The 24,515-nt window shown below is 48.3% G+C and carries 23 protein-coding genes and 2 riboswitches; of the genes, 8 read left to right on the forward strand and 15 right to left on the reverse strand.

The annotated features are described in order from the left end of the window. Positions 1 to 19: 19 nt before the first annotated feature. From ABEW32_RS02325 to ABEW32_RS02340, 4 genes are all read right to left on the reverse strand, one after another. The gene (locus ABEW32_RS02325; RefSeq protein WP_016822626.1) at positions 20 to 457 is read right to left on the reverse strand and encodes a hypothetical protein; all 438 of its coding nucleotides are present in this window, start codon (positions 455 to 457) and stop codon (positions 20 to 22) included. A gap of 209 nt (positions 458 to 666) precedes the next feature. Further along, positions 667 to 822: a hypothetical protein gene (locus tag ABEW32_RS02330; RefSeq protein ID WP_430184334.1), complete on the reverse strand. Its 156-nt coding sequence runs from the start codon at positions 820 to 822 to the stop codon at positions 667 to 669. A gap of 9 nt (positions 823 to 831) precedes the next feature. Next, positions 832 to 1,398 (reverse strand): hypothetical protein, encoded by a 567-nt coding sequence (locus ABEW32_RS02335; protein WP_430184336.1) that lies wholly within the window; start codon positions 1,396 to 1,398, stop codon positions 832 to 834. Positions 1,399 to 1,411: 13 nt separating this feature from the next. Then, complete coding sequence (locus ABEW32_RS02340; RefSeq protein WP_430184338.1) at positions 1,412 to 2,923, reverse strand: DUF4153 domain-containing protein; 1,512 nt, start codon at positions 2,921 to 2,923, stop codon at positions 1,412 to 1,414. Between the two features lie 147 nt (positions 2,924 to 3,070). Here ABEW32_RS02340 and ABEW32_RS02345 point away from each other — a divergent pair, with 147 nt between their 5' ends. Continuing rightward, complete coding sequence (locus ABEW32_RS02345; protein WP_430184340.1) at positions 3,071 to 4,807, forward strand: ABC transporter substrate-binding protein; 1,737 nt, start codon at positions 3,071 to 3,073, stop codon at positions 4,805 to 4,807. Between the two features lie 210 nt (positions 4,808 to 5,017). On the opposite strand, the gene ABEW32_RS02350 is transcribed toward ABEW32_RS02345, so the two are convergent. Further along, positions 5,018 to 6,418 (reverse strand): transcriptional regulator, encoded by a 1,401-nt coding sequence (locus tag ABEW32_RS02350; RefSeq protein WP_430184342.1) that lies wholly within the window; start codon positions 6,416 to 6,418, stop codon positions 5,018 to 5,020. 211 nt (positions 6,419 to 6,629) lie between these two features. Here ABEW32_RS02350 and ABEW32_RS02355 point away from each other — a divergent pair, with 211 nt between their 5' ends. Beyond that, the gene (locus ABEW32_RS02355; protein ID WP_013373729.1) at positions 6,630 to 6,875 is read left to right on the forward strand and encodes a DUF6953 family protein; all 246 of its coding nucleotides are present in this window, start codon (positions 6,630 to 6,632) and stop codon (positions 6,873 to 6,875) included. Between the two features lie 42 nt (positions 6,876 to 6,917). On the opposite strand, the gene ABEW32_RS02360 is transcribed toward ABEW32_RS02355, so the two are convergent. Next, positions 6,918 to 7,877 (reverse strand): helix-turn-helix transcriptional regulator, encoded by a 960-nt coding sequence (locus tag ABEW32_RS02360; RefSeq protein ID WP_430184344.1) that lies wholly within the window; start codon positions 7,875 to 7,877, stop codon positions 6,918 to 6,920. Positions 7,878 to 7,989: 112 nt separating this feature from the next. Here ABEW32_RS02360 and ABEW32_RS02365 point away from each other — a divergent pair, with 112 nt between their 5' ends. Continuing rightward, positions 7,990 to 8,937, forward strand: a complete 948-nt coding sequence (locus ABEW32_RS02365; protein WP_430184346.1) for a Gfo/Idh/MocA family protein — start codon at positions 7,990 to 7,992, stop codon at positions 8,935 to 8,937. Between the two features lie 35 nt (positions 8,938 to 8,972). Here ABEW32_RS02365 and ABEW32_RS02370 read toward each other — a convergent pair whose 3' ends face one another. Then, entirely contained in the window at positions 8,973 to 9,989 is a 1,017-nt protein-coding gene (locus tag ABEW32_RS02370; protein ID WP_430184348.1) for an asparaginase, read from the reverse strand. Between the two features lie 114 nt (positions 9,990 to 10,103). Here ABEW32_RS02370 and ABEW32_RS02375 point away from each other — a divergent pair, with 114 nt between their 5' ends. The 4 genes from ABEW32_RS02375 (at position 10,104) to ABEW32_RS02390 (ending at position 13,982) form a co-directional block, all read left to right on the forward strand. Next, the gene (locus ABEW32_RS02375; RefSeq protein ID WP_430184350.1) at positions 10,104 to 10,901 is read left to right on the forward strand and encodes a helix-turn-helix domain-containing protein; all 798 of its coding nucleotides are present in this window, start codon (positions 10,104 to 10,106) and stop codon (positions 10,899 to 10,901) included. A gap of 99 nt (positions 10,902 to 11,000) precedes the next feature. Further along, complete coding sequence (locus ABEW32_RS02380) at positions 11,001 to 11,978, forward strand: ABC transporter substrate-binding protein (RefSeq protein ID WP_430184352.1); 978 nt, start codon at positions 11,001 to 11,003, stop codon at positions 11,976 to 11,978. Between the two features lies 1 nt (position 11,979). Continuing rightward, entirely contained in the window at positions 11,980 to 13,002 is a 1,023-nt protein-coding gene (locus ABEW32_RS02385; RefSeq protein WP_430184354.1) for a FecCD family ABC transporter permease, read from the forward strand. Beyond that, the gene (locus ABEW32_RS02390) at positions 12,999 to 13,982 is read left to right on the forward strand and encodes a FecCD family ABC transporter permease (protein WP_430184356.1); all 984 of its coding nucleotides are present in this window, start codon (positions 12,999 to 13,001) and stop codon (positions 13,980 to 13,982) included. Before ABEW32_RS02385 ends, ABEW32_RS02390 begins: the two co-directional genes overlap by 4 nt. Positions 13,983 to 14,354: 372 nt before the next feature. Here ABEW32_RS02390 and ABEW32_RS02395 read toward each other — a convergent pair whose 3' ends face one another. The 8 genes from ABEW32_RS02395 to ABEW32_RS02430 all read right to left on the reverse strand — a co-directional run bounded on the left by ABEW32_RS02395 (position 14,355) and on the right by ABEW32_RS02430 (position 22,441). Then, the gene (locus tag ABEW32_RS02395; RefSeq protein ID WP_430184358.1) at positions 14,355 to 15,158 is read right to left on the reverse strand and encodes an ABC transporter ATP-binding protein; all 804 of its coding nucleotides are present in this window, start codon (positions 15,156 to 15,158) and stop codon (positions 14,355 to 14,357) included. Continuing rightward, positions 15,155 to 16,063, reverse strand: coding sequence for an ABC transporter ATP-binding protein (locus tag ABEW32_RS02400; RefSeq protein ID WP_430184360.1), 909 nt, complete (start codon positions 16,061 to 16,063; stop codon positions 15,155 to 15,157). Before ABEW32_RS02400 ends, ABEW32_RS02395 begins: the two co-directional genes overlap by 4 nt. Further along, a complete protein-coding gene (nikC, locus tag ABEW32_RS02405; RefSeq protein ID WP_430184362.1) occupies positions 16,063 to 16,878 on the reverse strand; it encodes a nickel transporter permease in 816 nt (271 codons plus the stop codon). Before nikC ends, ABEW32_RS02400 begins: the two co-directional genes overlap by 1 nt. A 14-nt stretch (positions 16,879 to 16,892) precedes the next feature. After that, on the reverse strand, positions 16,893 to 17,822 hold the full coding sequence (gene nikB / locus ABEW32_RS02410) for a nickel ABC transporter permease (RefSeq protein WP_430184364.1): 930 nt from the start codon (positions 17,820 to 17,822) through the stop codon (positions 16,893 to 16,895). A gap of 15 nt (positions 17,823 to 17,837) precedes the next feature. Then, positions 17,838 to 19,421 (reverse strand): ABC transporter substrate-binding protein, encoded by a 1,584-nt coding sequence (locus ABEW32_RS02415; protein WP_430184366.1) that lies wholly within the window; start codon positions 19,419 to 19,421, stop codon positions 17,838 to 17,840. Positions 19,422 to 19,535: 114 nt separating this feature from the next. Beyond that, the gene (locus ABEW32_RS02420) at positions 19,536 to 19,679 is read right to left on the reverse strand and encodes a hypothetical protein (RefSeq protein ID WP_430184368.1); all 144 of its coding nucleotides are present in this window, start codon (positions 19,677 to 19,679) and stop codon (positions 19,536 to 19,538) included. Then, positions 19,637 to 19,839: riboswitch (cobalamin riboswitch) on the reverse strand. (Overlaps the previous gene by 43 nt.) 683 nt (positions 19,840 to 20,522) lie before the next feature. Continuing rightward, positions 20,523 to 21,830: a nucleobase:cation symporter-2 family protein gene (locus tag ABEW32_RS02425; RefSeq protein WP_430184370.1), complete on the reverse strand. Its 1,308-nt coding sequence runs from the start codon at positions 21,828 to 21,830 to the stop codon at positions 20,523 to 20,525. Continuing rightward, complete coding sequence (locus ABEW32_RS02430; protein ID WP_430184372.1) at positions 21,824 to 22,441, reverse strand: xanthine phosphoribosyltransferase; 618 nt, start codon at positions 22,439 to 22,441, stop codon at positions 21,824 to 21,826. The genes ABEW32_RS02425 and ABEW32_RS02430 overlap by 7 nt, the downstream gene beginning before the upstream one ends. 157 nt (positions 22,442 to 22,598) lie before the next feature. After that, positions 22,599 to 22,702, reverse strand: a riboswitch (purine riboswitch). Between the two features lie 330 nt (positions 22,703 to 23,032). Here ABEW32_RS02430 and rhaB point away from each other — a divergent pair. Beyond that, entirely contained in the window at positions 23,033 to 24,514 is a 1,482-nt protein-coding gene (rhaB, locus tag ABEW32_RS02435; RefSeq protein ID WP_430184374.1) for a rhamnulokinase, read from the forward strand. The last annotated feature ends 1 nt before the right edge of the window (position 24,515 follow it).

A 24,515-nucleotide genomic window follows, 5' to 3' on the forward strand; every position in this document is an offset into this window, starting at 1 on the left:
GCCAATATTTCAAAACCACTTAGTCGTGTGTATAGAATTTTACACCAGGCAGATCAGCTGCCACCCAAGAGTAATTAATAGTATTACTGTTGTAATTTTTGGTGCCCGCCTGAGCGATCTGTACTTCCTTCAGGATCGTAATCGATGAACCCTTCGGTCTGACAACGACGACATGACCATGGCCATCCGCTTTTTTGATCCCGATGGTTGGGTACCCGAGGTTTGCTCTTTTTTGAGCATCCTGAAAAGTTACGGAGTACCAGCCCGGCGTGTTGTTACCCAGTAAAGCATCAGCCATTTGATTGGCTAAGCCACTTGGCAAGGAAGCCGACATCGCAGCCATCACGTCTTGTGCAAAAATATTACATTTGGTTCCACCTACTGGCGAATACTTTTTGTTCGTTTCTACCTTAAAACCGTCGATTACAGATGCGTATGTGCTTGCACTTCTAGCCATTGAAAATTCCCCCTGAATATAAGTTGTAGAGGAAATGACGGAGTCGCTTGAACATCTGAATGGCTCCACATTCAATTGATGTTGGCTTCAATTCCCTCTCAACTATTAGGGTGATTTTCGGCTTACTTTAACAACGTAATACCACAGAAAATGGACTTTATTTTTCCTATTTAAATTCCATCCACAGCGTAACTCGAGCCTCTGCTTCATTAATCATCGCTTAGCTGAAGGCTTTCATCACTGATTATGGTTGGAACGATAAGCTCAGGAGTAGTAGGCTTAGCTGGTGTAAAATAGTCTGCAACCCCCACCATTATAGCAATGCCGACAAACAGCACGATCCAATTACACTTATTTTTCATCATCTGTACCTCTCATTCTTCACTGCGCCCGTTCAGCCACTTGAACCAGTGGAGCAAATGACTGAATCGATATTCATGCTGGGAAGCATATGTCCACACCTCCGGCTCCTCCCCCGGTTCCTTCCAGACGAGCATGGAAAAGTGACCTTCTTCCTCACTTGCAACTGATAGCAGCGAAAGACGATCATCCCCGAATCGGTAAGGGGCCGATTCCACCCAGTAATTCCGCATATCGCTGATCCAGCTGCGAAAGCGCTCTGTACTTGCGATCCGCAGCACTTCATCAGGAAGGAGCAGATGCTCATGGATATCCTTCCAACTTCCTGCATATTGGTAACGCGCTGCCAACATTGGACTGAGCGGTCTCGCTTTACCTAGAGCCAACGTAGGCATACAGGTGACGGGAACGACTGGACCAATACGCTGGATAGCATAAGCATGGGCTTCCTCCTCACTCATTCCGCAGGACGTAGCCTCCACGAGAAAATCGTTCCGCCTTACACCAAACTGATGCTGGTACTGTGACATTTCATCCTGTAGCTCCAGTACCATACTTTGTAACGTATCTGTTCCGATCATTCCCAAACACCTCTCATTCCAAAATATAGTTGTGCAATTCCCGTTGCGCTCGATACGTAGCCCAATTAAATTCAGGCCAATCTGATTCGTCTCTCGTCATCCTCATCAAGCGAGCTTGTAAAAACTCATCCAGCGCTCCATGTTCCTTACGGCTAAAATCAATCAACAGTGGAATCGCGTCCGCGGATAGCTCACTCAAATATTCCTTGTCTATCACCGATGTTGTACGATACCGTTCGAGATTATTTTCAGCTATCCGTACATCAATACCGACATAGTTCACGACGACATAGGCGATTAGAGCGAGTACAATATAGTATTTCGCCAGCGGAAGCTGGCGGACATGAATACGCACGGCTGCAATGAGCAGCAGCAAGCCCAGAAAAATCATAAATGCGTGGACCAGATAACGGATATACGTATAGCCGTATGCTTCTTCGTACATGACCAGCCGGGTATATCCCGAGTACAGCATCACACCCGAACAACCCACGAGTATGTACAGCAGGCCGCTGTTCAATGTTTGCACTATACCTGAGCCGAATTCAGTCCACTTCAATACACTGATCATCAGCACAAAATTGATACCTGTTACCATTACCAGCTCTCCAAATCCTCTTCTCGCATATTCGGCATACGAGGTTCCTTCCGGCAAAGCACCTTCCCATGCACCAAACAAATATCCGAACTGCAGCACGACGAACACCACATACACCAGATTCATGACCATCAGCACTGTAGCGGTAATGACAGGATCCAACTTGATTGCGACTGGTTCGTGGTAAGGTACTGCTGCTGACTGAGCCTCTCTTTCCGTATTCCGCGGAGCAGGCTGTACAAATCCCCATAAGTAACAGAAAAAACAGAAGGTAAAAAAGCAGGCCCAGATCAGCCGCGGTAAACCACTCCCAAAGGTCAATGTGCCAATCCATGCGGGTATGCCAGCTAACAACTCTTTGAACACCCCATCTGCGGAAGCCAGCAGAGATATAATAATGAGTAGCAACGGCAAGGCAATAAGTAGACCGATTATCACTTTACCCAACACACGCTTACGCTCATCTTTTACATTCCGAAAGGCTGCCGTCTTAAACATTCGAAATGGAGTCACGATATGGCGAAAATTTTGATAAAACCAATGGCTTAACGCCTGACCGATAATACCGACTTCCGACCAACCATGCCTTTTTTCCCCGAACAGCAACACCATATGTACGCTAATCAGAGCAGATATGGCCAGTGCATTTAACACATAGAAGATCGGGTTATCGAACAGCACATATGTCAGTGCCAGCATCATAATGACCACAAACAGCAGACGTCCTATCCATGAAATGGGCTGACAACGATCTCGATTAAAGGAATACATATACACGTAAAATACAATAACAAAAATAGGCATAGACACGCCCAGCCCATGTCCGAAGAACAGATATTGATGAACCAGCGCCAGCACAATGGCGCCAGCAAAGGCGGACAACAACGACGCTTTCGGCAAAGACGATCCACTCATCTTGTCATGCATGGTAAATACCTCCACAACTATGCTTTATAACCCTTATTGTAGATGATAAAATAAGAAGATAAAGAGAAATTAATCGAAACAAAATTTCCTATTTTATAAAAGCAGTTACGCTTTTACTTAAGCATAGGGGAAACGGAGCATTCCTGAATGAAACTTCACGCCCAATTTTTACGGCTTCACTCCCACGCAGCTGACGACAGGGACGAGAACCATACCATAGAGACTACGCTGGATGAACTGGCGGCTATCTTTGACTGCACCCACCGCAATGCCTTGATGATCATTCAGAAAATGGAGCAGCACGACTGGATCCAATGGACTCCTCGCCGGGGCAGAGGACGTCGCTCCAGCCTACGCTTCCTCATTCAGCCGGAGGACATTGCCGTGCAATCCATGATGCAAGCCATAGACCGCCATGATATTAAACGCGCGCTGGATGAAATTCGGGTTCATTCACGCTCCTCTACCATGCAGGAGCATTTACAAGGCTGGCTACTGAACTATTTTGGGCACCACGCGGAGGTGCGCAGTGATCAGCAGCAGATCGACACGCTGCGTCTGCCTATTCGCCAGCAGCTCTATACGCTGGACCCGCTGTATTTGAACTGGCTTGCCGAGTCCTTCGTATCGAGCCACGTCTTTGACGGGCTGGCCCGCCGGGCGAATGAGAGCGGCGAGATTTTGCCGGGACTGGCGCACGCTTGGGAAGTGGACGCCACCCGTACAGAGTGGACCTTTTTCTTGCGTAAAGAAGTGCTGTTTCATAACGGAAAAATACTAACCGCGGAAGACGTCGTCTATACCTTTGAGCGACTAAGTCGGGCGCCGGGAAGGAGACTTTACCATTTTATCGTCCGGCAAATTCAGCACGTTCAGGCGTTAAGCCCGACGATGGTACGCTTCGTACTAAAGGAGCCGAACGAGCTATTCTTATCTTTCCTGTGTACTAGTCGGGCTGCGATTGTACCGCGTGAGCTTAATCAGGTGGGCGAGGCTGCCTTTGGCATCCGTCCTATCGGTACGGGGGCTTTCAAGGTGACCGAAATGAACGAAAGCTTGTGCCTACTTGAAGCCTTTGCACCTTATTTTCAAGGTCGTGCCCATCTAGATCGGGTAGAAATTGTCCAACTCCCGTGGGCGACTAAGCTGGAATCACCGGATATGGAAGACACCGCTTCTTCTTTTCACATTATCCATAATCCTATACCAGCTAGAGACACGGATACCGCATGGAGTCAGATTCACTCGGCGGCTTCGGTACGCAAATTTATTACCTGTAACACATACAAGGATGGACCGCTACGCAACCCGGAAATACGTGCTCGCATCGTAGCATGTCTGGATCAACGACACGTTCCTTCAGGGGTGGACTCATCTAGCGATTCATATGAACCACTGGCTACATTGCAAATTGCTACCATCCCCGAGTATAGGGCAGACGCCGAACGGGTCGCGGCCCAGCTCGAATCCTGTGGATATACCTGTAACATCGTGGCCGCATCCATGAATGAATTTAAAAGCTCCTCTATTCGTCTGGAGTCAGACTTAATCATCTTTTCTTTGTTTCGGGATCGTGATGAGCAATTACGTCTGTTTGATTTGTATCTCAATGTGTCCGGGCATGTGGAGCCACATAGCCGCGTGGATATCGAAAGACTGCTGCGCGAAATCGCACGTGAGGCCGATCATACCGTCAGAGCCCAGCAATTTGAGCATATTGAAACCCGGCTGATGGATGAGCACCAGCTGCATATTTTATATGAAAAGCCCGTTCAGACGGCCTATCTTCCTACTGTTCGCGGCGTATCCTTTAACAGCCAGGGCTGGGTGGATCTTCGTCATGTGTGGTTTCCACCTGCTCAACCTCCAACTCCTCACACTTGACGGCAAGGACGCTCCTTCAACCTTCAAACGCACTTGCAAATAAAAAAGGTATCCTCTTCATAAGAGAATACCTTTTTTAATGTTATCTAGACCCTCTAAGCCGATGGTTCAGGAGATGACAATGCCCATCCCCCCAACCCATGACTGTGGACATCGCTAGGGTCTTCTATAGGAGGGGTGATGGGTGGAAAATTCAATAGGATAAAAACATTAAATGCGAGCAGAGAAAAAACGATCTTTTTTATCATGGATGTACTCTACCTCTCCAAGTAAGTTTTTATATTCCTCTTTGTCCTCAGAAGTGGCAGTATGCCGATACTTTTCAAATAGTCCTACACACTTGATGGTGACAGGATTACCATTCAGCACGACAGAATAGGAAAGGCTCTCAAGCAGGAATTTCATACCTTTGGAATAACGATGTTTGTTGAGATCGTAACAAGCCATCTCTGCTAGGAACCGTGCATAGAGATCTGCCGACATTTGCTCGGTATAGGTACCTACCTTAACATGCTGCTCTGCAAATGCCTCAATTTGTTTTTCAAAATGTTGCAGTACATGATCTACATTAAAATCATAACGGTTGGCCGCTACCATTATCTTATGTAACCCCACCAGAATTTCGCCCTCATTTTTTTCCAAATAATTTACATACTGTGGAATCACATCCAGGCTACCGGACATCAGCTGATACAAATACCCATTGGCCTCGGCCCAATTGCTACAAAGAGCCTTCAACCGCCGAACTTCTTCCGTATCTTCTTGCACCCAGCTCAAGTCAGAGTACAGGGATACATATTCCAGCGCCTTCTGATAATCCCCGCGCTCATCCCACACCCCGGCACGCAGTACGTAAGAGTATACAATATACATGAACAAAGGACCTTTGGGTTCCTTGCCACGCTCTGATTTTCTGGTCTTCCCGTACTTTTGCTCGTATTGTACCTTGGCTTTCTGAGCCATTTTTTCAGCAAACCATTCTACTTTATCCCAACGCCGCAAGGAGGCGTACGTATTAGCCAGGTCTCTTAAGGCATCCAGTTGGTCTGCTTCACCCAATCGCTCCACAAAGCTTTCAAAATGTGTAGCTGCCCATAAATTTTCATCCTGGTCATCGCCAACGGTAATCGTAAACAAACGGTATTGGCAGAGCGCCAGCCGCTCTGAATGTTGGTACTTCTCGCTTTCCGAGACATTTTTATAAATAATAGCCGCAGCCTCGAACCTACCTTCGCTGAACAATTCCTCCGCTGTCTCAAACAAAGCAGGGGCGTATATGAGATAGTCCATCATAAACTCCACGACTTGCTTAATACAGTCCAGTTTGTTCAGCTCGGCACAGCGATGCAAAAAGGGACGAACCCGCCGCCAATTCGGTGCCGTATTCTTTATAAATTCATCAATGTAGAGCTCATAGAGGCTTCCCTCTTCAAGCCCCATCCCCTCACCAATCCGGTCCAGTAGCAACATCGCAATCGGTCGATTGCCGTTAATAATGGCACTGATTGTTCCTGCATTAATACCTGTGTTCTCCCCAAACTTACTAATCGTAATTCCTTCTCGTCTGATGTACTGCTCCAGCTCTGCGCGAATAGTGGTTGTTTCCTTCAAATCAGGCACCCCCAGGGATAACTTGCATGATTTCAATACAAAAAAAGAAAATTCCCGTGAATATTCCCTTAATTATACAAAAGAAAGCCTACTTAGCCAACTGCATAAGTACATTTATATCAAAAAATTCAATAATTCTCCGAATTGCCGTATACTACAGGAGGCAGGCTGAACAGCTACACCCAATCGGTCGCAGGAAAGGATACGACAAATGGACAACACCCCAACTATAGAACAACAAATTGCCCAATGGATGGTCGCGCAAATCCGTGAAGTGGGCACTCTGAAACAAGAAGATGCCATTGCATATGTACGCTCTGAATACGGAGAGCAGTATGTGTTTATAAGCGAGCATGGTCATGTATCTTTGGAAAAAGAAATCAAAAAGGCATTTCGCAAGCTACATGGTGGCCGAATCGCCTGGGATCGTGATGCATTCCTCTGGGCCTGGACTTAACAAGCAAAAGCATCTGCTATAGGCAGATGTTTTTTTGATGATTTAACCGTATATCCTCTGGAGTCGGCTAATCTCCTCCTTCACAAACTGTCGGAGTGTTGCAGGCTCCACGATTTCACCCCGGCCGATCCAATCCATAGCATCGCGGCAGGCTGCTTCATAGCTATACATGTTGACTGTGAGAATGAAGTGACTTCCATCCTGTACAGACTGGATGACTTCCAACCTTTTCGCTAGAATCGCCGCTTGCTTCTTAGTCGTTCGGATCAGAACAGGATAGTATTCTTTCTCTCTACAAAGCTGCTTAAACGCGCTTTCTTGCTTCATCCAATGATGTTCCAGCGAGAAATCTCCAGGAACCTCAAAGACTTCGGCAGACGGCTGAATTTCCATAATTCGCTCACACTTAAAAGTCCGAATCTCCTGCCCGACTTCACAAAAGGCAATAAGATACCAATCTCCTTTTTTCACCACAAGTCCATAGGGATGTACCTGGCGAGAAGAGCAAGAACCGTCAGCCTTCTCATATTGAATCGTTATTTTATAGGACCCCCACACCGCAGCTCTCACCGCTTCCAGGCAAGGAATTGCTACACGTTCCGTCCACCACGGTGTATCATCAAAATAAAACCGCGCTTTGGCTTTTCGAATATCGGACTGGTATGGGGCCGGCATCGTCTGTTCCAGTTTGAGCAGCGTATTCTTTAACTTCAAACCCGATTCTGTGGAGCCGCCGGTATAAATGCCCATCCCCGTTAAGTACAACTGGATGACATCCCCGCCATTTAACTGTTTCAGGTTCGCCGTGTAACCCTCCATTAAATAAATTCCGCCCTTCGGACCGGATGCAGTAACAATCGGAACTCCGGCTTCAGCCAGCAGGTCGATATCCCTGTAAATGGAGCGTACAGAGGTTTCCAGTGCCAACGCCAATTCCCTGGCCTTCATTCTCCCTCTAGATTCGATACATAATAAAATCGCGATTAAACGATGCAGTCTCACAATCATACCTCCACAATAGATGGTTAACCCGAAATGAAAAGATGATGCAAAGATTGTTGACACCCTGTTGGCAGCAATAGGTGTGTATCATAGAAGTAAAGGGGTGTAATGGATGATGAATATTGGAATTTTGGGGACGGGATTCGGCGCGTATCATGCCTCGCTGTTAAACAACCATCCCAAGGTAAACAGACTCATTGTATTTGGAAGGAACGAAACCAAGCTGCAAAAATTGAAAGAGGAGCTAAACGTAGAAGTCACACAAAATATAGAGGATATTCTGCTGGATCCGGACGTGGATATCGTCGATCTATGCCTGCCCTCCCACCTGCATAGGTCACATGCCATTGATGCGCTAAAGCATGGGAAGCATGTATTTTGTGAAACACCGGTTTGCTTTCATCTCGAAGATGCTCTTCTTATGCAACAAGCTGAGAAGCAATATAACAAAAAAATTTTGGTCAACCAGTTCATTAAGTTTGATCCTGCCTATACCTATCTGTATGAGGCTTATCGCCAACAAAAGTACGGAAAGCTCATTTCCTTGTCCTTGAAAAGAGAAACCCCTCCCCTGTGGGGGGACCTTGGACTAAGCTCCATCCCTACGCAGTTCATGATTCATGAACTGGATCTGCTAACCTGGCTGTTAGGTCCCTGTGATCCATATACAGTGTGGGGTACAGAAGTAGACCATCCCGAACAGGCACAGGTTCGGGCTTATTTTCAGCATCGGGATACATTCACAGAAGTCATCGCTTCTTCCCATATGCCGAAAAGCTATCCCTTCACGGTGGCCTATGAAGCTTATTTTGAAAAAGCCAAGCTGGTATTTCATGAGAGTGATGAAAATGATCCTATACCCACCGCATTATTTGAGTATACCGCATCAGGACAGCAAAAAATCAATCTCGAATCCGCCAATCCATACAAAAAAAGTTGGGAGCATGCTCTTGAATGTTTTGACGGACATGCAGAATGCCTCATTTCCCTAGAGGCGGCCGTACAAGCACTGGAAATGGCCGTTGAGATTAAAAATAGACTGGAGCAGACTCGTCGTTAATCGGTAGTTAGCCGAAATCTATGGAAATCAGCTTCCTATAAGGAAGCTGTTTCTGTAGGCAGGGACACTTCATCCGCGTAGTTCGTGGCCATAATTCTGGCTACCCCGGCTGGGTCTGTCGTCTGCCCTAACGCCCACATCATTTTTGTCACCAGCGCTTCCGTTGTCATGTCATACCCCGGAATAACACCCTTCTCCAGTACCTTCTGCCCTACCTCATAAATCGTCAAATCCCCGCCTTCATAAGGACATTGCGTGGTGACGACTATACTCATACCGTCCTTCATCAGCTCCTCAATTTTGTTGATGAGACTTCTCTCTTTAAAAGGTACGCCCCCCATACCAAAGCCCTCAATGACGATACCTTTATAGCCCAAGCTCTGAATAGCATCGAAAATCGCCGGATTTGTACCCGGAATCAGCCTAAGCAGAAATACTTCAGAGGCATAGCCGTCATTGTACGGGTGACGAACGGTATCACGATTTGCAAATACGCCCTCTGTATAGACCACCTTACCGTTTTCCACGAGACCGATGTACGGATAGTTAATACTCTCAAAGGCGTTATAGCTGCGTGTTCTGATTTTCGAGCTGCGGCTGCCGTTGATAATTTTGCCATTAAACACGACAAAAACCCCTGCCACTTCGCCACATGCGGTCAGGAATGAGTCAATTACATTCTTTTTGGAATCGCTGTGCTCCGCTAATATGGATACCTGCGAACCTGTCACAACGACGGGTTTGTCTACGGTGCCCAACATGAAGCTCAGGGCTGAAGCTGTATAAGCCATCGTATCCGTGCCATGCGCAATAACAATACCGTCGTATTGATCAAGCGAACGATGTACCATCCGAGCGATGGAAGCCCAATCCTCTGGTTGTGTATTGGTACTATCAATGCTCATCAGATTGTAGGCATCAATCTTGCAGATTTCCTGAAGCTCCGGAATTTCAGCCAAAATATTTTCAGCCGATTGGGTCGGAGTCAGGCCGTTTTCCTGATAGGAAGAGGAAATTGTTCCTCCGGTATTAATGAACAGAACCTTTTTCATATGCCAATGTTCCTTCCCGATTACAACTTCACTTTATTGTTCTTAGAATTTATCATGAATAAGGGTGATTAGCTACTTTGCTAAAGAAAAGAAATAATGAAGGATGGTGCATTCATGAATCTGGAGCAGCTAGCAGCCGTCGTCCCGTTGCTGGAGCATATCGAATACGGCAACACTTCTCAAACCTTGCATCCTAGCTCCGACAGCCATCTCCTGATTGTTGCGCTGCATGGACATGTCACTCTCTCAGCTCAAGACCAAGAGCCGGTTATTTTCACGCAGGGCTTTGCCTTTCATAATCAATATGGCGCTTGCAGCCTTCAGGTCCCCAAAACCCGGGAAGCCGAATATGTCGTAATTACGTATCGTGTGCTGCGAAGCGAATCCACGGATTGGACCCTGCATGGTCCCTTGCGTACCTTGAGTGAATATAAAATCAAATATATGCTGGATGAGCTGCTGCGAACAACAGCCCCAAGCATTCAGGATGAAGCTGGCGTGGAAAAAGCGGCCCAGCAATTTCGAAAAAGGCTGCTCCTGGAGCGCTTGCTATTCATTTATATCTATGAGACGCATATGGTGCAGGACAGCCACAACTCGTCGGTATCTATTGAACAATCCCTGTCTTATATCCATGAGCATTATATGCTCAAGCTGACCCTGCCGCTGCTGGCTGATCGGGCGGGCATGAGCGAAGGACATTACACGGTATTGTTCAAAAAAGCCACTGGCATGACCATGACCCAGTATTTACGTCATCTCCGCATCCAAAAAGCGAAGCAAATGTTCCAGCAGACCCGACTTCCAGCCAAGGAAGTGGCTCAACGAGTCGGATTTACGGATTATTTTCATTTTAGCCGTATTTTTAAAAAAGAAGTCGGCTGCTCTCCCACCGAGTTCCAAAGAATCTAATAATATAACATGTGGCGTCTACAAATCAGACATGGTATAAAAGTGAGGTTGCCGCTAGAATTCAAATGAGAATAATTATTATTATCAGGGGGAAACAGGATGCATCATTGGTTTACACGTATATTTGGCCTTACCTTCACCTTACTGCTCGCTATTAGCTTGGCAGCTTGTAGTTCATCCTCCACAAATCAGACTGCGGCAAACGGCAATTCGACGGGTTCCCAACCAGCGAACAGCTCATCTGACGGAGACCGTATCACCGTTCAGGACGCACTCGGAACAGTCACCTTACCAGGCAAGCCTGCACGTATCATTTCGATGGATTTCAGCTTTACGGACATGCTGGCGACTCTTGGTGTGCAGCCTATCGGAATTGCTGATGACGGTACGCCTGAACTGTTCATGGATTCCGTGAAAAGCAAGCTGAAGGACTACACTTCCGTAGGCTCCCGTTATGAACCCAACATTGAACTGATCAGCTCATTGCAGCCTGATCTGATTATTGTGGATATTAATAAGCACAAAAACGCCCTGGCACAATTGAAAGGCATTGCTCCAGTGCTGGCACTGGACGATTTTCAGGCAGACTATGAGCATATGCTGAAAAACTACACCATCCTCGCTACGGCCATAGGTAAAAGTGAAGAGGCTCAAAAACGCCTAAAAGAACATCAGGTCAAAATAGATGCAGCCAAAAAGAAGCTGAAGAGCACCTCTCTGACCGTACTGCCTGCTGTCGTCAATCCTAAGGGCTTCTTTGCCCATTCGGACCATGCGTATACTGGCTCTATTGTGAAGCTGTTAGGCTTTACCGATCCGGTACACAGCGACAAGGCATATCCCGAGCTGACGCTGGAGCAGTTGGTTGAAGCTAACCCACAGGTATTATTCCTGATGCCAACAGACCCTACAACGATCGTGAATCAGTGGGAGAGCAATCCCTTGTGGCAAAAAATAGACGCAGTTAAAAACAACCGTGTATTTACGGTAGAACGGCGTAATTGGTCCTTGTCCCGCGGGATGCTGGGAAGTGAAAAAATAGCCGAGGACATCGTAAACAGCCTGGGAGAGAAATAAAATGATCCATTCCATATCCTCAAAAAAGCAGAGCCGTTCGCGGTTTCTGCTCTTCCTGTTTTTAGTGTCTTTTATTTTGCTAATCCTGGGCTTGTTGTTCAGCCTCAAATGGGGCCCTGCCTCTATATCGTGGGCTGAACTGTATCAGGCATTGACCTATCAGCGCAGCGACAAGGTACATCTGTATATTCAGACACTGCGCCTGCCGCGCACCCTGACCGCCTGCATGGTCGGTATCCTGCTGGCGCTGGCGGGGCTGTTGACCCAGTTCACCACCCGAAATCCGCTGGCTTCACCACATGTATTTGGTATTAACGCTGGGGCTTCTCTCGCCGTGGTGCTGGGACTCGTCTTATCCGCACAGCTATCGGCAACATCCACGATGCTGCTGGCCTTTGCTGGGGCAGCGGCAGGTGCATGGCTGGTCTGGTCGCTGGCTGGATTCGCAGACAAGCAGCCTGTTCGCTTGGCGCTGGCGGGCATCACCATTCATTTCATGCTGTCGTCACTAACAGAGGGCTTCATTATATTAAATCAGTACTCTACGGAGTCCATGATTTTCTGGCTGGCTGGCTCTGTCAGTCAGGCGGGCTGGACAGAGGTACGAATGATTCTTCCTTTCTTCATCGCGAGTCTTGTGCTGCTCGTTATGCTGTTGCCAGCCCTGCGACTGCTGCTATTGGAGGATGAGATCGCAGCCGGACTAGGGCAGCGCGTCCCTCTTGTTCGAGCGCTGGCTCTGCTGCTGGTTATCGTCATGGCAGGCTCAGCCGTGGCGGTATGCGGACCGATCGGCTTTGTCTGTCTGATCGTACCCCACATCGCCCGGGCGCTGGTTGGAACACGTCTCTCGTTGCTCGTTCCGATGACAGCGCTTGGCGGAGGACTGCTGCTGGTGTATGCGGATCTCCTCAGCCGCATCATTTCTTTTCCGTTCGAATCGCCCGTGGGAATTGTAACCTCTGCTATCGGGGGGCCGTTTTTTATCTATCTGGCCCGTAAAAAAAGGAGGGGGACACGATGACTAGAACTTTCTATCTTGTGGCCGCCTTGCTTTTGCTGCTCCTGCTCGGCATCGTTTCGGTCAGTGTGGGAGCACTACCTATTCCCTTGCGTGATATCGGTCCGGCTCTGCTGAACACGCACAGCCGTTTTCATTTTATCGTATACGAGGTTCGCTTGCCCCGGACGTTGGTTGGACTGCTGGCAGGCATGGGACTAGCCGTGGCAGGAGCTATTCTGCAAAGTCTGATCCGCAATCCGCTGGCCAGTCCTGACGTGATCGGCATTTCCAAAGGAGCCGGATTGGCAGCGGTGGCTGTGATTTTCCTGTTCCCCCAGTCTCCAGCCTACGCCCTGCCCTTGGCGGCGTTTGGCGGGGCCGTGGGAACATTCCTGATTCTGCTGCTGCTCAGCCGTAGACTTACGCTGGCGCCAGCAGCTCTAGCTCTGGTCGGGGTCGCTATGGGGGCCATTTTCATGGCAGCCACGCAGTATCTCATCGTCATGCATCCGACCAATGTGAACACGGCTTTGCTCTGGATGTCAGGCAGCCTGTGGGGTCGAAGCTGGCGAGAGGTCATCTCCCTGCTGCCCTGGATCATTGTCTTGCTGCCCTTGGCCTGGGGCAGCTACCATAAGCTGAATATTTACCAGCTTGGTGACGAGACCATCACTTCCCTCGGGGTAGATATGACTCGTCAGCGTCTGCTGCTCCTATTGCTTGCCGTTGCACTGGCAGGGATTTCCGTCTCGGCCGTCGGTGCCATCGGCTTTATCGGACTGATGGCACCCCACATGGCTCGAAGACTTGTCGGCAGCCACAATCAGTGGCTGATTCCGCTAGCTGCCCTGCTGGGAGCGAACCTGATGCTGCTGGGCGACATTTTAGGCAGAGTACTCATTGTTCCACGTGAAATACCCGTCGGGATTATGACGGCACTTGTGGGCGCTCCTTATTTTGTGTATTTACTACGGAGGGAACGCAGCAGAAGATCATTCTAATTCCTGCTACCCACAGTAAAAGGAGCTTTCATCGTACTTGGAGAATGTCTCCGGGTCCATCCACAGTAGTCTGATTCATCTATAATGACACGCCAAAAAGCACGTCAGACAAATGCAGGTTTTCCTTCTCCTGCGATGGGTCTAACGTGCTTTTACTCTAAGTTCTACCCATTCCACATCATTTTACGGAATTACGATTGCTCCTGTAACGTTCTTACCCCCCAAAGCTCTGCCCAGAAATTCCCGTGTCTGTTCTTCATTCGGATGATTGAAAAACTACTGTACCTGCCTCTGTTCTACGATTATACCATGCTCCAGCAGCACGACCCGATGCTGATGCTGTACCAAAAAAAGACCCTTGCGGGTCAGTTGTTATTCATGAAGTGGAAGACGCTTCGTTTCCTGTGCCAACGTTTGAAACAGCATCCGCGTGTATTCATGCTCCAGTAGTTCTTCATCCCAATCCTTAAATATTTCCACAAGCTCTCCCTGAACCATAACAGCAACACGATCACAGAACGTACGGGTGGATTGAAGATCATGGGTGATGAAAAGATAGGAAAGCTGGCGTTCGAGCTGCATTCTTTTGAGCATGTCTAGCACGGAAGACTGGGTTGTTGCATCCAGATTGGCGACGGATTCATCGAACAGGATGATATCTGGTTCAACCGCCAACGCCCGAGCGATGCACACCCTCTGTTTTTGTCCACCGCTTAGCTGCGCAGGATATTTTCCCAGAGTATCAGCCTCCAACCCTACCGACTCCAGTAGGGAAAGGCAGATATCCAGTGCCCTTACTTTTCGCTCAGGAAAATAATTACGAATCGGTTCCATCAAAATATCTCGAATGGTCATACGGGGATGCAATGAGGAGGCTGAGTCCTGTGCGACTAGCTGGATTCGTTTGTACAGATGAATATCCTTCATCCTTCTGGTATGTATGGGCTGGTGATCCAGCCAGATTTCCCCCGAGGTCAACGACTCCAGCCCCAAGATACACTGCGCCAGCGTGCTTTTGCCACTTCCACTTTCTCCAACCAGTCCAAGGCATTCTCCTTGCCGTAATTCCAAACTCACTTTCTTTATAGCCTGCTCACCTTGTTTTGTGTTGAACCAGCCTTTTTTCCGTCTGCGGGCAGGATAAGCTTTGGTGACGTTCTTCAATTCCAATATCACGCTTGCATCCTTCCTTCCGGGGTCATCTCCAGTACTCGATCTGCTACGCGGCTCATACCCTGGCGATCATGTGAAATCAACAAAATAGTGAGATCGAAATCCTCTCTCAACTGTAAAAGCAATGCCAGAACCTTGTCGCGGTTGATCACATCCAGTGCTGTAGTAGGCTCGTCGGCAATAAAGAGGCGCGGACCGGAGCTTAACATTGCAGCCAGCAGTACCCTTTGGCACATCCCTCCGCTTAGTTCAAAAGGATAGGATGACAGAATACGCTCTGGGTCTGCAAACCCGACCTTGCAGAGCAGAGAACGCAAATCGACCTCCTGACCTGGAGTAGTGCGGCCTCCAGCCAGCTCCGTGGCACGGCTCAGCATCCGCTGCATTCGTGACATGACGCCCTGTGAGTGAGGCTGCTGCGATGTAATGCGGGACGGAGCAGCATCAGCTTGCCCTTGCTCCTTCTGGGCATGCAACCGGCGTCGTCCTTGCAGTCTAAGCGTATCCGTCAGCTGGGCACGGACGGTACGGATTGGATTCAGACCGCTCAGCGATTGTTGAATGAGCAGGGCAATATCCTCACGGCGCAATCTTTGCCAGCGCTGTTCATGAAACGGGATAATATCCTCCCCGTTATAGTAAATGCACCCTTGCGTAACACCAACACCTGGGTCCAGCAGACCCGCAATTGCGTGTGCCGTCAGGCTCTTGCCGCATCCACTTGGTCCAGTCAGGGCTACAATTTCCCCTGGATATACGGAAAAGTTCACATCTCGTAATAACGGTTTGCTTTCCCTTGCTCTTGCACCTGTGCGGCAAATCTCCAAATGTTCCACGTGTAACAAAGGTTTTCGTACGGTAGCTTGCTCTATCGTATCCTTCCGCCCTATGGCTGGTTGTTCCCCCACTATTTCGCTGCCCCCTTTTCCGAAAAATGATCACCCAGAAGCTGGCAGGCAAGCACAAACAGCATAATCGCCAAGCCTGGGAAGATCATGACATGCGGAGCCACCTGAAAATACGAGGTTGCATCATGCAGCATCACGCCCCACTCTGGTTTGGGCGGCTGTACACCCAGTCCAAGAAAGGAGAGTCCAGCGATCATTAATACCACGTGTCCAATATCCCATACCGCATAAACCAACAATCGCGGCCATACTTGTGGCAATACATAACGTCTCAATATGCGCACGTGTGAATTGCCAGACAAACGAGCATACCGTACATAGTCCTCCTGGCAGGCTTTTTGAACCAAACTACGGATATAGCGGACATAGCCCGCCCACCGTACCGCAATAATCGCTAAGGTCATATTGACGAAACTTGGTCCCAAAATACCCACAATCGCCACCGTTAAAATAATATCAGGAAAAGCCAATACGCCGTCGATTCCCCGCATAATCAGCTGATCCACGCGGCCCCGTACATAACCAATGAGCAAGCCTGTAGGCAGACTAATACACAACGTAGCTACCGTAATCACACACGCAATTAGCACGCTCGTCCGAATCCCGTAAATGAGCCGTGACAGCACGTCCCGCCCTAGATGATCCGTACCAAAAGGATACTTCCGGCTCGGTGGTGCCAAACGGTTCAGAAGGTCCACATGAAGAGGATCATGAGGAGCAGTCCACGGAGCCAGCAATCCGAGCACCACGATCAGACCAAACAGCGCGCCCCCTGCCAGCAAGCTTCCTCTAAAGGAAAGCCGTATTTTTTTCATTTGCAGCTTCCCCCTTAACGCAAACGCAACCTCGGATCTATCATAGTCTGAACCACATCCACCAAACCCTGAACACCTACAATTAAAAATGCGGCAAACATAACATATCCCTGAATCACCGGGTAATCCCGCTGCGTAATTGCATCTATAAAATACTTGCCCAGCCCTGGCCATGAAAAAATGGTCTCTACGATGACGTTACCTGCCAGCATAAATGATAGATTCGTACCTAACAGCGTAATCATAGGCAGAACGGCATGTTTAAATAGCTCAAAAAAGAGAATATGCATACGGGAAAAACCCCGAGCCTTCGCTGCTTTCACAAAGTTTCGATCACCCAGCTCCAGCATTTGAGCGCGAAATACACGGGCTTGCACCGTTCCCAATCCTACACCAAGCGTCAGCGCTGGGAGCACTAAGTGTGTCCAGTCCTCCCTTCCCATGGACGGAAGCCAGCCCAAACGAACAGAAAATAGATAGATTAGCAGAAAACCAAGCCAAAAAGAAGGGATCGACGATCCCAATAAGGCAAACAGCCTGCCCAGGCGATCCAGCGGGCCGCTAACTTTTAACGAGGCAGCCAGTCCCATCCCAAGTGTGAGCACCGTCATGACGGCAAAGCCCGCTAAAGCTAGCTCCACCGTAGCAGGCAGCCTGCTCCACAGCTCGTTAAGCACCAACTCCCTGGATACATACGAGGTTCCCCAGTGTCCCGTAAATACATCCCTCAGCCAGTTCACATATTGAATATGAAGCGGCTCATTCAAGCCCAGTTCCTCTCGCAGCGCCGTCAACGCCTCCTCAGAAGCAGGAACATTATGCGCGGTAAGCAAAATGGTAGCAGGGTCACCAGGAGCCAGCCTCATCAGCACAAAAGTCAGCGTCGATACAACGAATACAATGATAAGCAGTTGCGCCACACGTTCCAGTATAAAACGAATCATAGGATGCGTAGCTCGTTATTCTGCAATATCGGATTGCGCTGTAATGTAGTAATACTCGATCGGATGCGGCGTAAAGCCCTTTACCCCTTTTTTCACGCCAAACACATTGTCAGGGTGAACAATAAACGACTGCGGCAAGTCTGTGTTGATAATATCCAGCGCTTGCAGTGTTACCGTATTACGCTGTGCGGTATCTTTCGCCGATTTCAAGCTCTGAAGGATATTTTCCAGCGGCTTAGAAACATAACGGCTTACATTAGCCTCACTTGCAGAGGAATAGAACATGTCCATAAAATACTGCGGCTCCCCTGTATGGGCCGTGAGCATGCTATACATAGCAAAATCCCAATCATTTTTGGTCAATGCCTCGTCGATATTTTCCACCTTGCGAATCTTGACCTGGATTCCCTCATTCAGCAATTGGCTCTGAATAACCTCAGCCATGACGGATAGCTCCGGACGCTGTGGGAAAGTCAGCAGCGTAACTTCAAATGGCTTGCCCTGCTTGGACCATGTGCCTTGGGCATCCTTCTGCCAGCCATCCTTCGTCAACAGCTGCTCCGCTGTTCCGTCCAATGCTTTACGCTCAATCTTACCGAAGGGAAGAATGCTTGGAAACGGGCTGCTTGCTTCCGTGCCGAAGCCCCTCATAACGGCGCTCACAATGGATGCGCGCGGAATCAGACTGTCCACCACCTTACGGTTGGTTGCATCCTTGAATACAGGCGATTCCATGTTGTACACAATCATATGGGTGCGCAAGGATGGAGCCGACAGCACTTGGAGCTTGTCATTCTTTTTCAGTACCTCCGCGTTATCTACCGGAATATCCGTCGCTACATCCACCTCACCGGATTGCAGCGCCATCAGGCGCGAATTACCGTCTGTAATGAACTTCATCGTCGCTTCAGCCAATCGCGCCTTTTCACCCCAATATCCGTCATAACGCTCTACGACCAAAGATTGATCCTTGTTGAAGGCTTTGATTTTAAAGGCCCCTGTCATCGCAGGGTAGCTTTGCTCATCTTTCATGGATGCCACATCCAGTACAATCGTTGACGGATCAGCCAAATTGGATACCAGCGCTGCATTCGGCTGGTTTGTCGTGATTTTCAGCGTCAACGGGCCAGTTACATCAATAGACTTCACATCGAGTAAATCCTTCGCCAGGTGGCTTTTCTCAATAGAGCGCAGCAAAGATGCTTTTACACTTGCTGCATCCATACTTTTTCCGTCATGAAAAGTGACCTTATCCTGCAAACTGAACGACCACACATTAGAACTGTCTTGCTTCCATTCCTTGGCCAGCCAAGCTACAGGCTCCAACTTTTCATTCAAACGAATGAGTGTCTCACCGGCACCAGAGCGCATCACATCCCAACTATTGTCTCCGTGCGGGTCAACGCCTGACGGTTTCCACGTATACGCCATCACCAGCCTTTTATCTGCTTTAGTCTGTTGGGCAGGCGATTTCTCGCCCTTACCCGAGCGATCCTCCGTCTTCGCGGCTGTGCCGCATCCTGATAGAGCTATAACTGCCATTAGCAGCAGCAATCCAGTACATATGAACCATGAACGCCTTTTGCCATTGCCTATCATTCCACATTTCCCCCTCTAGCTTGTTAAATCGTATAAACCTACGCATAACGCAAAAAAACATTCCCGGCCACTTGATCAGCAGTCAGAAATGCTTTCATTATAAAATGTCAAAACTCACCTCAAAGCCAACTCCAAAAACATAGCAGGGATCAGATCGGTTTCAGACATTCCGTATGTAGCACGCCTAACCACCTCCCCAGCATCCCGTGGGTCCAACAGTGATGTCAAAACAGGCAGGTCTCCTGACTTCAGGCGCATCTCTCAGGCCTTCCCGGTTCTTTACAGTTCCAGTGGCTGTTCTGAAAGCTCCAGCATACCCTGCTGATGCCTGTATACAGTGGCGGGTCCGTGTCGGAATTTACCGAACTTCCCTTTTAAGTGAACACGCTCAACAACTATCCACATCGTCTCAACGAAATTTCGTACATAGAGTTGTCCGGCCCACACCTGTTTTCTTCCTTTATTCCATTTCATTACGAATTAGGATTATCTTATTTTGTTGCTACTGGCTTGTCAACAAGTGTTGCATAATTATTTAAATTTGAACGATCCGGCAAGAATCAGGACTATGGCTATTCATTGCGTGCGCGCAATTGAAGGTATGTCTTAACGTTACGTGCACGCAATTCACGTGCTAAAATTAGGTATAGAGATAACCACCGTATCCGTATACTAAAAAGAGCCTTCGCCGCGCCAACGGCAAAGACTCTTAGGACTTGAAAGGCTGTGGATCACCACCACGGCGCGCTGCATAACTGAATGTTAATGCGAACGAAACCCACCGTTAGGGGCCAACCTAATTACGCGGTGGGTTTTCGCTTGTTCCGACCATCGGCTTCACCCCTTTCGGGAAGCTACGCCATGGCCCGAAAACATCCACCACTATTCAAAAAACCATAAGGTAGATTATACCATTCCTTCACCTACAGCTCTAGCAAACTTTTCTAGTAGGTTCTCAATCCCCCATTTTCATACAAGAAGGGTGGGTTATCAATAATTTCATGCTGCTTAATAAATAACCTGTTCTGGGTAACTCCATGCCAAACAGCCGGAAAAGAGGCCACGTCTTCTCTCCGGCTGTTTTTACCTACTTTCTATTCATTAAACCTTCTGTGGAACCTCAGAGACATTTACGCCTTTGACCGATTCTCTTTGTTTTCTCGTCAAAACAATGTTCAAGACAATTGCCGTAATCGAGCCGGATACGATGCCATTTTGCAGCAGCATTTTGGCAAAGCTCGGCAGTTGGTCGAACATTTGTGGCAGAACGGCAGAGCCTAGGCCCACGGCAATACTGCATGCTGCAATCAGCAGATTGCTTTCCTTCCGCAGATCCACTTCTGACAAAATAGACATGCCTGATGCAGCAACCGAGCCAAACATGACGATCATCGCCCCGCCCAGCACAGCGTTAGGAATCACTGTCGTCAAGGCAGCCAGCTTAGGCAACAAACCAAGGACGACCATGATACCGCCCGCTGCAAAAATAACATTACGTGATTTGACGCGAGTCAGCGAGATTAGACCCACATTTTGCGAGAAGGCCGTGTAAGGGAATGCATTAAAAATACCGCCCAGCATAATCGCAAGCCCTTCCGAACGTAGTCCATTGACGATTTGCTTTTGCTCTACCTTTTGATCGATCGCCTTGCCTACTGCCAGATAAACCCCCGTAGACTCGACCATGCTGACAATATTGACAATAATCATCGTACATACTGCCATAATGCTAAACTCCGGCTTGCCAAAATAAAATGGCTGCGCAATACTCACCCATGAAGCGTCCGCTACAGGAGCAAAATGCACCATTCCCATCGCATAGGCAACTACAGTACCCGCGAACAGACCAATAAGTACGGAAATCGAGCGTAAAAAGCCCTTGGCTACTCGATTAACAAGCAGAATAACCAGCAGTGTAACCAGCGCCAGCAGCAAATTACGTGGCTGTCCAAAATCCGCGCTGCCCTGACCACCCGCTACATTGTTCATCGCCACCGGAATGAGGGATAGACCGATAATCGTAACGACCGAGCCAGTAACCACCGTTGGGAAAAAGCGTAACAGTTTTCCATATAGCGGTGCCGCAAGCACTACAAATATACCGGACAAAATGATGGCACCGTACGCTGTCGCCAGATTCGAGGTCGAAGCAATCGCGATAATAGGTCCTACTGCTGTAAACGTACAGCCCAAAATGACAGGAAGTCTGCTACCGAAAAAGCGTGTGCCCATAATTTGTAATAACGTAGCAATCCCGCAAGTGAATAAATCAGCAGCCACTAGATAGGCCATCTGAGCTGGCGTCAGGTGCAGTGCTCCCCCTACAATTAGAGGAACGGCAATGGCTCCGGCGTACATCGCCATGACATGCTGGAAGCCCAGTGCAAATAGTTTTTGTTTACTTAACATCCTACATTCTCCTTAACGGGAGGAATCACCGTGCCAGCTTCCTCTATAAAATGGACTTCGCCCGGTGCCATGGAAGCGATACGCGCAAGAGAACGTACAGCAATGCCTCTCTGCTCCAGCAGTCCACGGCCTTCCTGAAAGCTCTTTTCAATTACACAGCCAACTCCGGCCAGCTCTGCTCCTGCTTCCTTCACGATATCCGTAAGACCGACCAAAGCCGCACCAGTAGCCAAAAAATCATCCACAATCAGCACATGATCGCTAGCATCGAGATATACTTGGGAAATGCTCACCTGGTAGGTTTCCTGCCGAGTGAATGAATGAACCTCTGCAAAGTATACCTGTTCATTTAGCGTGATCGCCTTCTTTTTCTTCGCATAAATGAATGGTACTCCCAAAGCAATAGCAGTAGCCATAGCAAATTGAATACCACTAGCTTCGATGGTAAGCACCTTGGTAATCGGAGCACTGCCGAACAGGCGTGCGAACTCCTTGCCAATCTCCAATGCCAATGCTGTATCCACCTGATGGTTCAAAAATGAATCTACCTTTAACACCGTATCAGATAAAATTTGCCCCTCTTGACGAATACGTTCTTCCAAAGCTTTCATTATGCGAATATCGCTCCTCTGTACTTAAAAATAGAATAAAACCTGCCAAAACCAAAAAAGGACAAGCTCCCTTGAGTTGTTTCTCAAGTGAAGCCTGTCCTTGGGGTCGTAATCCCTGACGGATTGGCGCACAAATAAAATGCCCGCATTCATCCGAAGCTGATGCGCTATCACTCATAGTCGGACGATTACAGTGGTCATCCGGTAGAAACTTTTGGGCCATATCCCCAATATTATACGAGTCATATGAAATTGATATCTTGTATACTACACCCTCTGGCGGACGGTTTCAAGACTATTTTTCATACAAACAGCGGCATTTGGAGAACCTTCCACAATTTGAATATCGCAGCAACACACCGATCCTTTTTTGAAGTATATATATAGTAGAAAGCAGATATTAAAAAACAAAAAACAATATAAAACAAAACATAAAATTAATTTCATTTTTAAATCCAAAAGAAAAACCAAAAATTATACTTCCGTTTATGTTGACTGCACAGACAAACGGAAGTAGTATGGAGTTAGTTAAGAAATAAAAAGGCAGACTTTTAGGCTGCCGGGATTTCATCCATGCAAGGAGAGTTAGATATGAACAACTATCTTGCTGTTGATATTGGAGCTTCAAGCGGAAGACTCGTGAGTGCAACTCTACAAGGTGAACAAATTCACTTGCAAGAACTTCATCGTTTCAACAACTCCTTTACTGAGAGAAGCGGACACGATTACTGGAATGTCGACGAGCTATTTGGTGAGATCATCCAGGGACTACAAAAAGCCAAGCAAAACGGGATTGATTCCTGTACGCTTGGCATTGATACATGGGCTGTAGATTACGTGTTGCTTAATAAGGAAGGCTGCCGCATCCATGAGGTGTACGCATACCGCGATGCCCGCACTCTACACGCCCCCGACAAGCTGCATCAGCTCATCAGCCGAGAAGAGGTATATGAAAAAACAGGCATCCAGGAACTAAACTTTAACACCCTGTACCAACTGTTCGTCCATGATCAGGAACAACTCGCCCAAGCAGATAAAATATTGATGGTACCCGATTATCTGTACTATCGCCTGACAGGCATTATGGTCAATGAAATGACCAATGCATCCACGATGCAGCTTCTCAACGTGAACACTCGTGAGTTTGATGAGGACCTGCTCTCCCTGCTCCAGCTTCGGCGCAATCAATTTTCGGAGCTGGCTGAGCCTGGACGCGTTCTGGGCCCCATCTTGCCAGAGCTTGTTCGGAAATATGATCTTCCAGACTGCCAGCTCGTCCTTGTGCCTACGCACGATACTGCCTCGGCAGTTGCAGGTGTCCCATCACTGCGGGAACAGTCCTGGGCTTATATTAGCAGCGGAACATGGTCGCTACTGGGTATGGAACGATCCCAACCCTTGAATACCAAGACAGCTATGCAGGCGAACTATACCAATGAATGGGGCGCTTACGGCACATACCGTTTTTTGAAAAATATCATGGGCTTATGGATGATTCAGGAGGTTAGAAGAGAGGGTGGCTCTGCACATAGCTTTGCCGAATTGGCCCAACTGGCTTCAGCAGAGACACCGTTTGTCAGTCTCGTCCTCTGTAACCAGTCCTCTTTCTTAAATCCGGATAGTATGACCCTTGAGATTCAGAGGTTCTGTGAAGCAACCGGGCAACCTGTCCCACGTACACCTGGCACGCTTGCGCGCTGTATTTTCGACAGTCTGGCCTTAAGCTACCGGGATGCTTTACATGAGCTACAACATTTAACAGACGAAACGATTACCAGATTACACATTGTCGGCGGAGGCGCTAACAACGAATTATTATGTCAGCTAACAGCCGACCTTTTAGAAATTCAGGTTCAGGCAGGGCCATCCGAATCGACGGCCATCGGCAATATTGTCGTGCAATTAATCAGCTCTGGTGCTCTTGAAGATCTGAAGGCTGCTGGCCGAACCATAGCTAACTCCTTCCCGACTCGGCTATATGAGCCACAACCGGTGGAAGGCATGGAAGAGCTTCTGGACCGCTGGGAGCGCCTCAAGATACAAGCAGCATCTCCTATTCACATATCTCAATAAA

The organism is Paenibacillus jamilae, from assembly GCF_050482105.1.
GTDB classification, from domain to species: Bacteria; Bacillota; Bacilli; order Paenibacillales; family Paenibacillaceae; genus Paenibacillus; species Paenibacillus jamilae_B.

Coding starts and splice junctions, on each gene's coding strand:
- ABEW32_RS02420 (WP_430184368.1), bottom strand. CDS start 19,679: ATGCGCCTGAAGTCAGGAGACCTGCCTGTTTTGACATCACTGTTGGAC.
- ABEW32_RS02390 (WP_430184356.1), top strand. CDS start 12,999: ATGACTAGAACTTTCTATCTTGTGGCCGCCTTGCTTTTGCTGCTCCTG.
- ABEW32_RS02425 (WP_430184370.1), bottom strand. CDS start 21,830: ATGTTAAGTAAACAAAAACTATTTGCACTGGGCTTCCAGCATGTCATG.
- ABEW32_RS02330 (WP_430184334.1), bottom strand. CDS start 822: ATGATGAAAAATAAGTGTAATTGGATCGTGCTGTTTGTCGGCATTGCT.
- ABEW32_RS02365 (WP_430184346.1), top strand. CDS start 7,990: ATGATGAATATTGGAATTTTGGGGACGGGATTCGGCGCGTATCATGCC.
- nikC (WP_430184362.1), bottom strand. CDS start 16,878: ATGAAAAAAATACGGCTTTCCTTTAGAGGAAGCTTGCTGGCAGGGGGC.
- ABEW32_RS02375 (WP_430184350.1), top strand. CDS start 10,104: ATGAATCTGGAGCAGCTAGCAGCCGTCGTCCCGTTGCTGGAGCATATC.
- ABEW32_RS02335 (WP_430184336.1), bottom strand. CDS start 1,398: ATGATCGGAACAGATACGTTACAAAGTATGGTACTGGAGCTACAGGAT.
- ABEW32_RS02430 (WP_430184372.1), bottom strand. CDS start 22,441: ATGAAAGCTTTGGAAGAACGTATTCGTCAAGAGGGGCAAATTTTATCT.
- ABEW32_RS02380 (WP_430184352.1), top strand. CDS start 11,001: ATGCATCATTGGTTTACACGTATATTTGGCCTTACCTTCACCTTACTG.
- ABEW32_RS02385 (WP_430184354.1), top strand. CDS start 11,980: ATGATCCATTCCATATCCTCAAAAAAGCAGAGCCGTTCGCGGTTTCTG.
- nikB (WP_430184364.1), bottom strand. CDS start 17,822: ATGATTCGTTTTATACTGGAACGTGTGGCGCAACTGCTTATCATTGTA.
- ABEW32_RS02345 (WP_430184340.1), top strand. CDS start 3,071: ATGAAACTTCACGCCCAATTTTTACGGCTTCACTCCCACGCAGCTGAC.
- ABEW32_RS02355 (WP_013373729.1), top strand. CDS start 6,630: ATGGACAACACCCCAACTATAGAACAACAAATTGCCCAATGGATGGTC.
- ABEW32_RS02325 (WP_016822626.1), bottom strand. CDS start 457: ATGGCTAGAAGTGCAAGCACATACGCATCTGTAATCGACGGTTTTAAG.
- ABEW32_RS02340 (WP_430184338.1), bottom strand. CDS start 2,923: ATGCATGACAAGATGAGTGGATCGTCTTTGCCGAAAGCGTCGTTGTTG.
- ABEW32_RS02370 (WP_430184348.1), bottom strand. CDS start 9,989: ATGAAAAAGGTTCTGTTCATTAATACCGGAGGAACAATTTCCTCTTCC.
- rhaB (WP_430184374.1), top strand. CDS start 23,033: ATGAACAACTATCTTGCTGTTGATATTGGAGCTTCAAGCGGAAGACTC.
- ABEW32_RS02415 (WP_430184366.1), bottom strand. CDS start 19,421: ATGATAGGCAATGGCAAAAGGCGTTCATGGTTCATATGTACTGGATTG.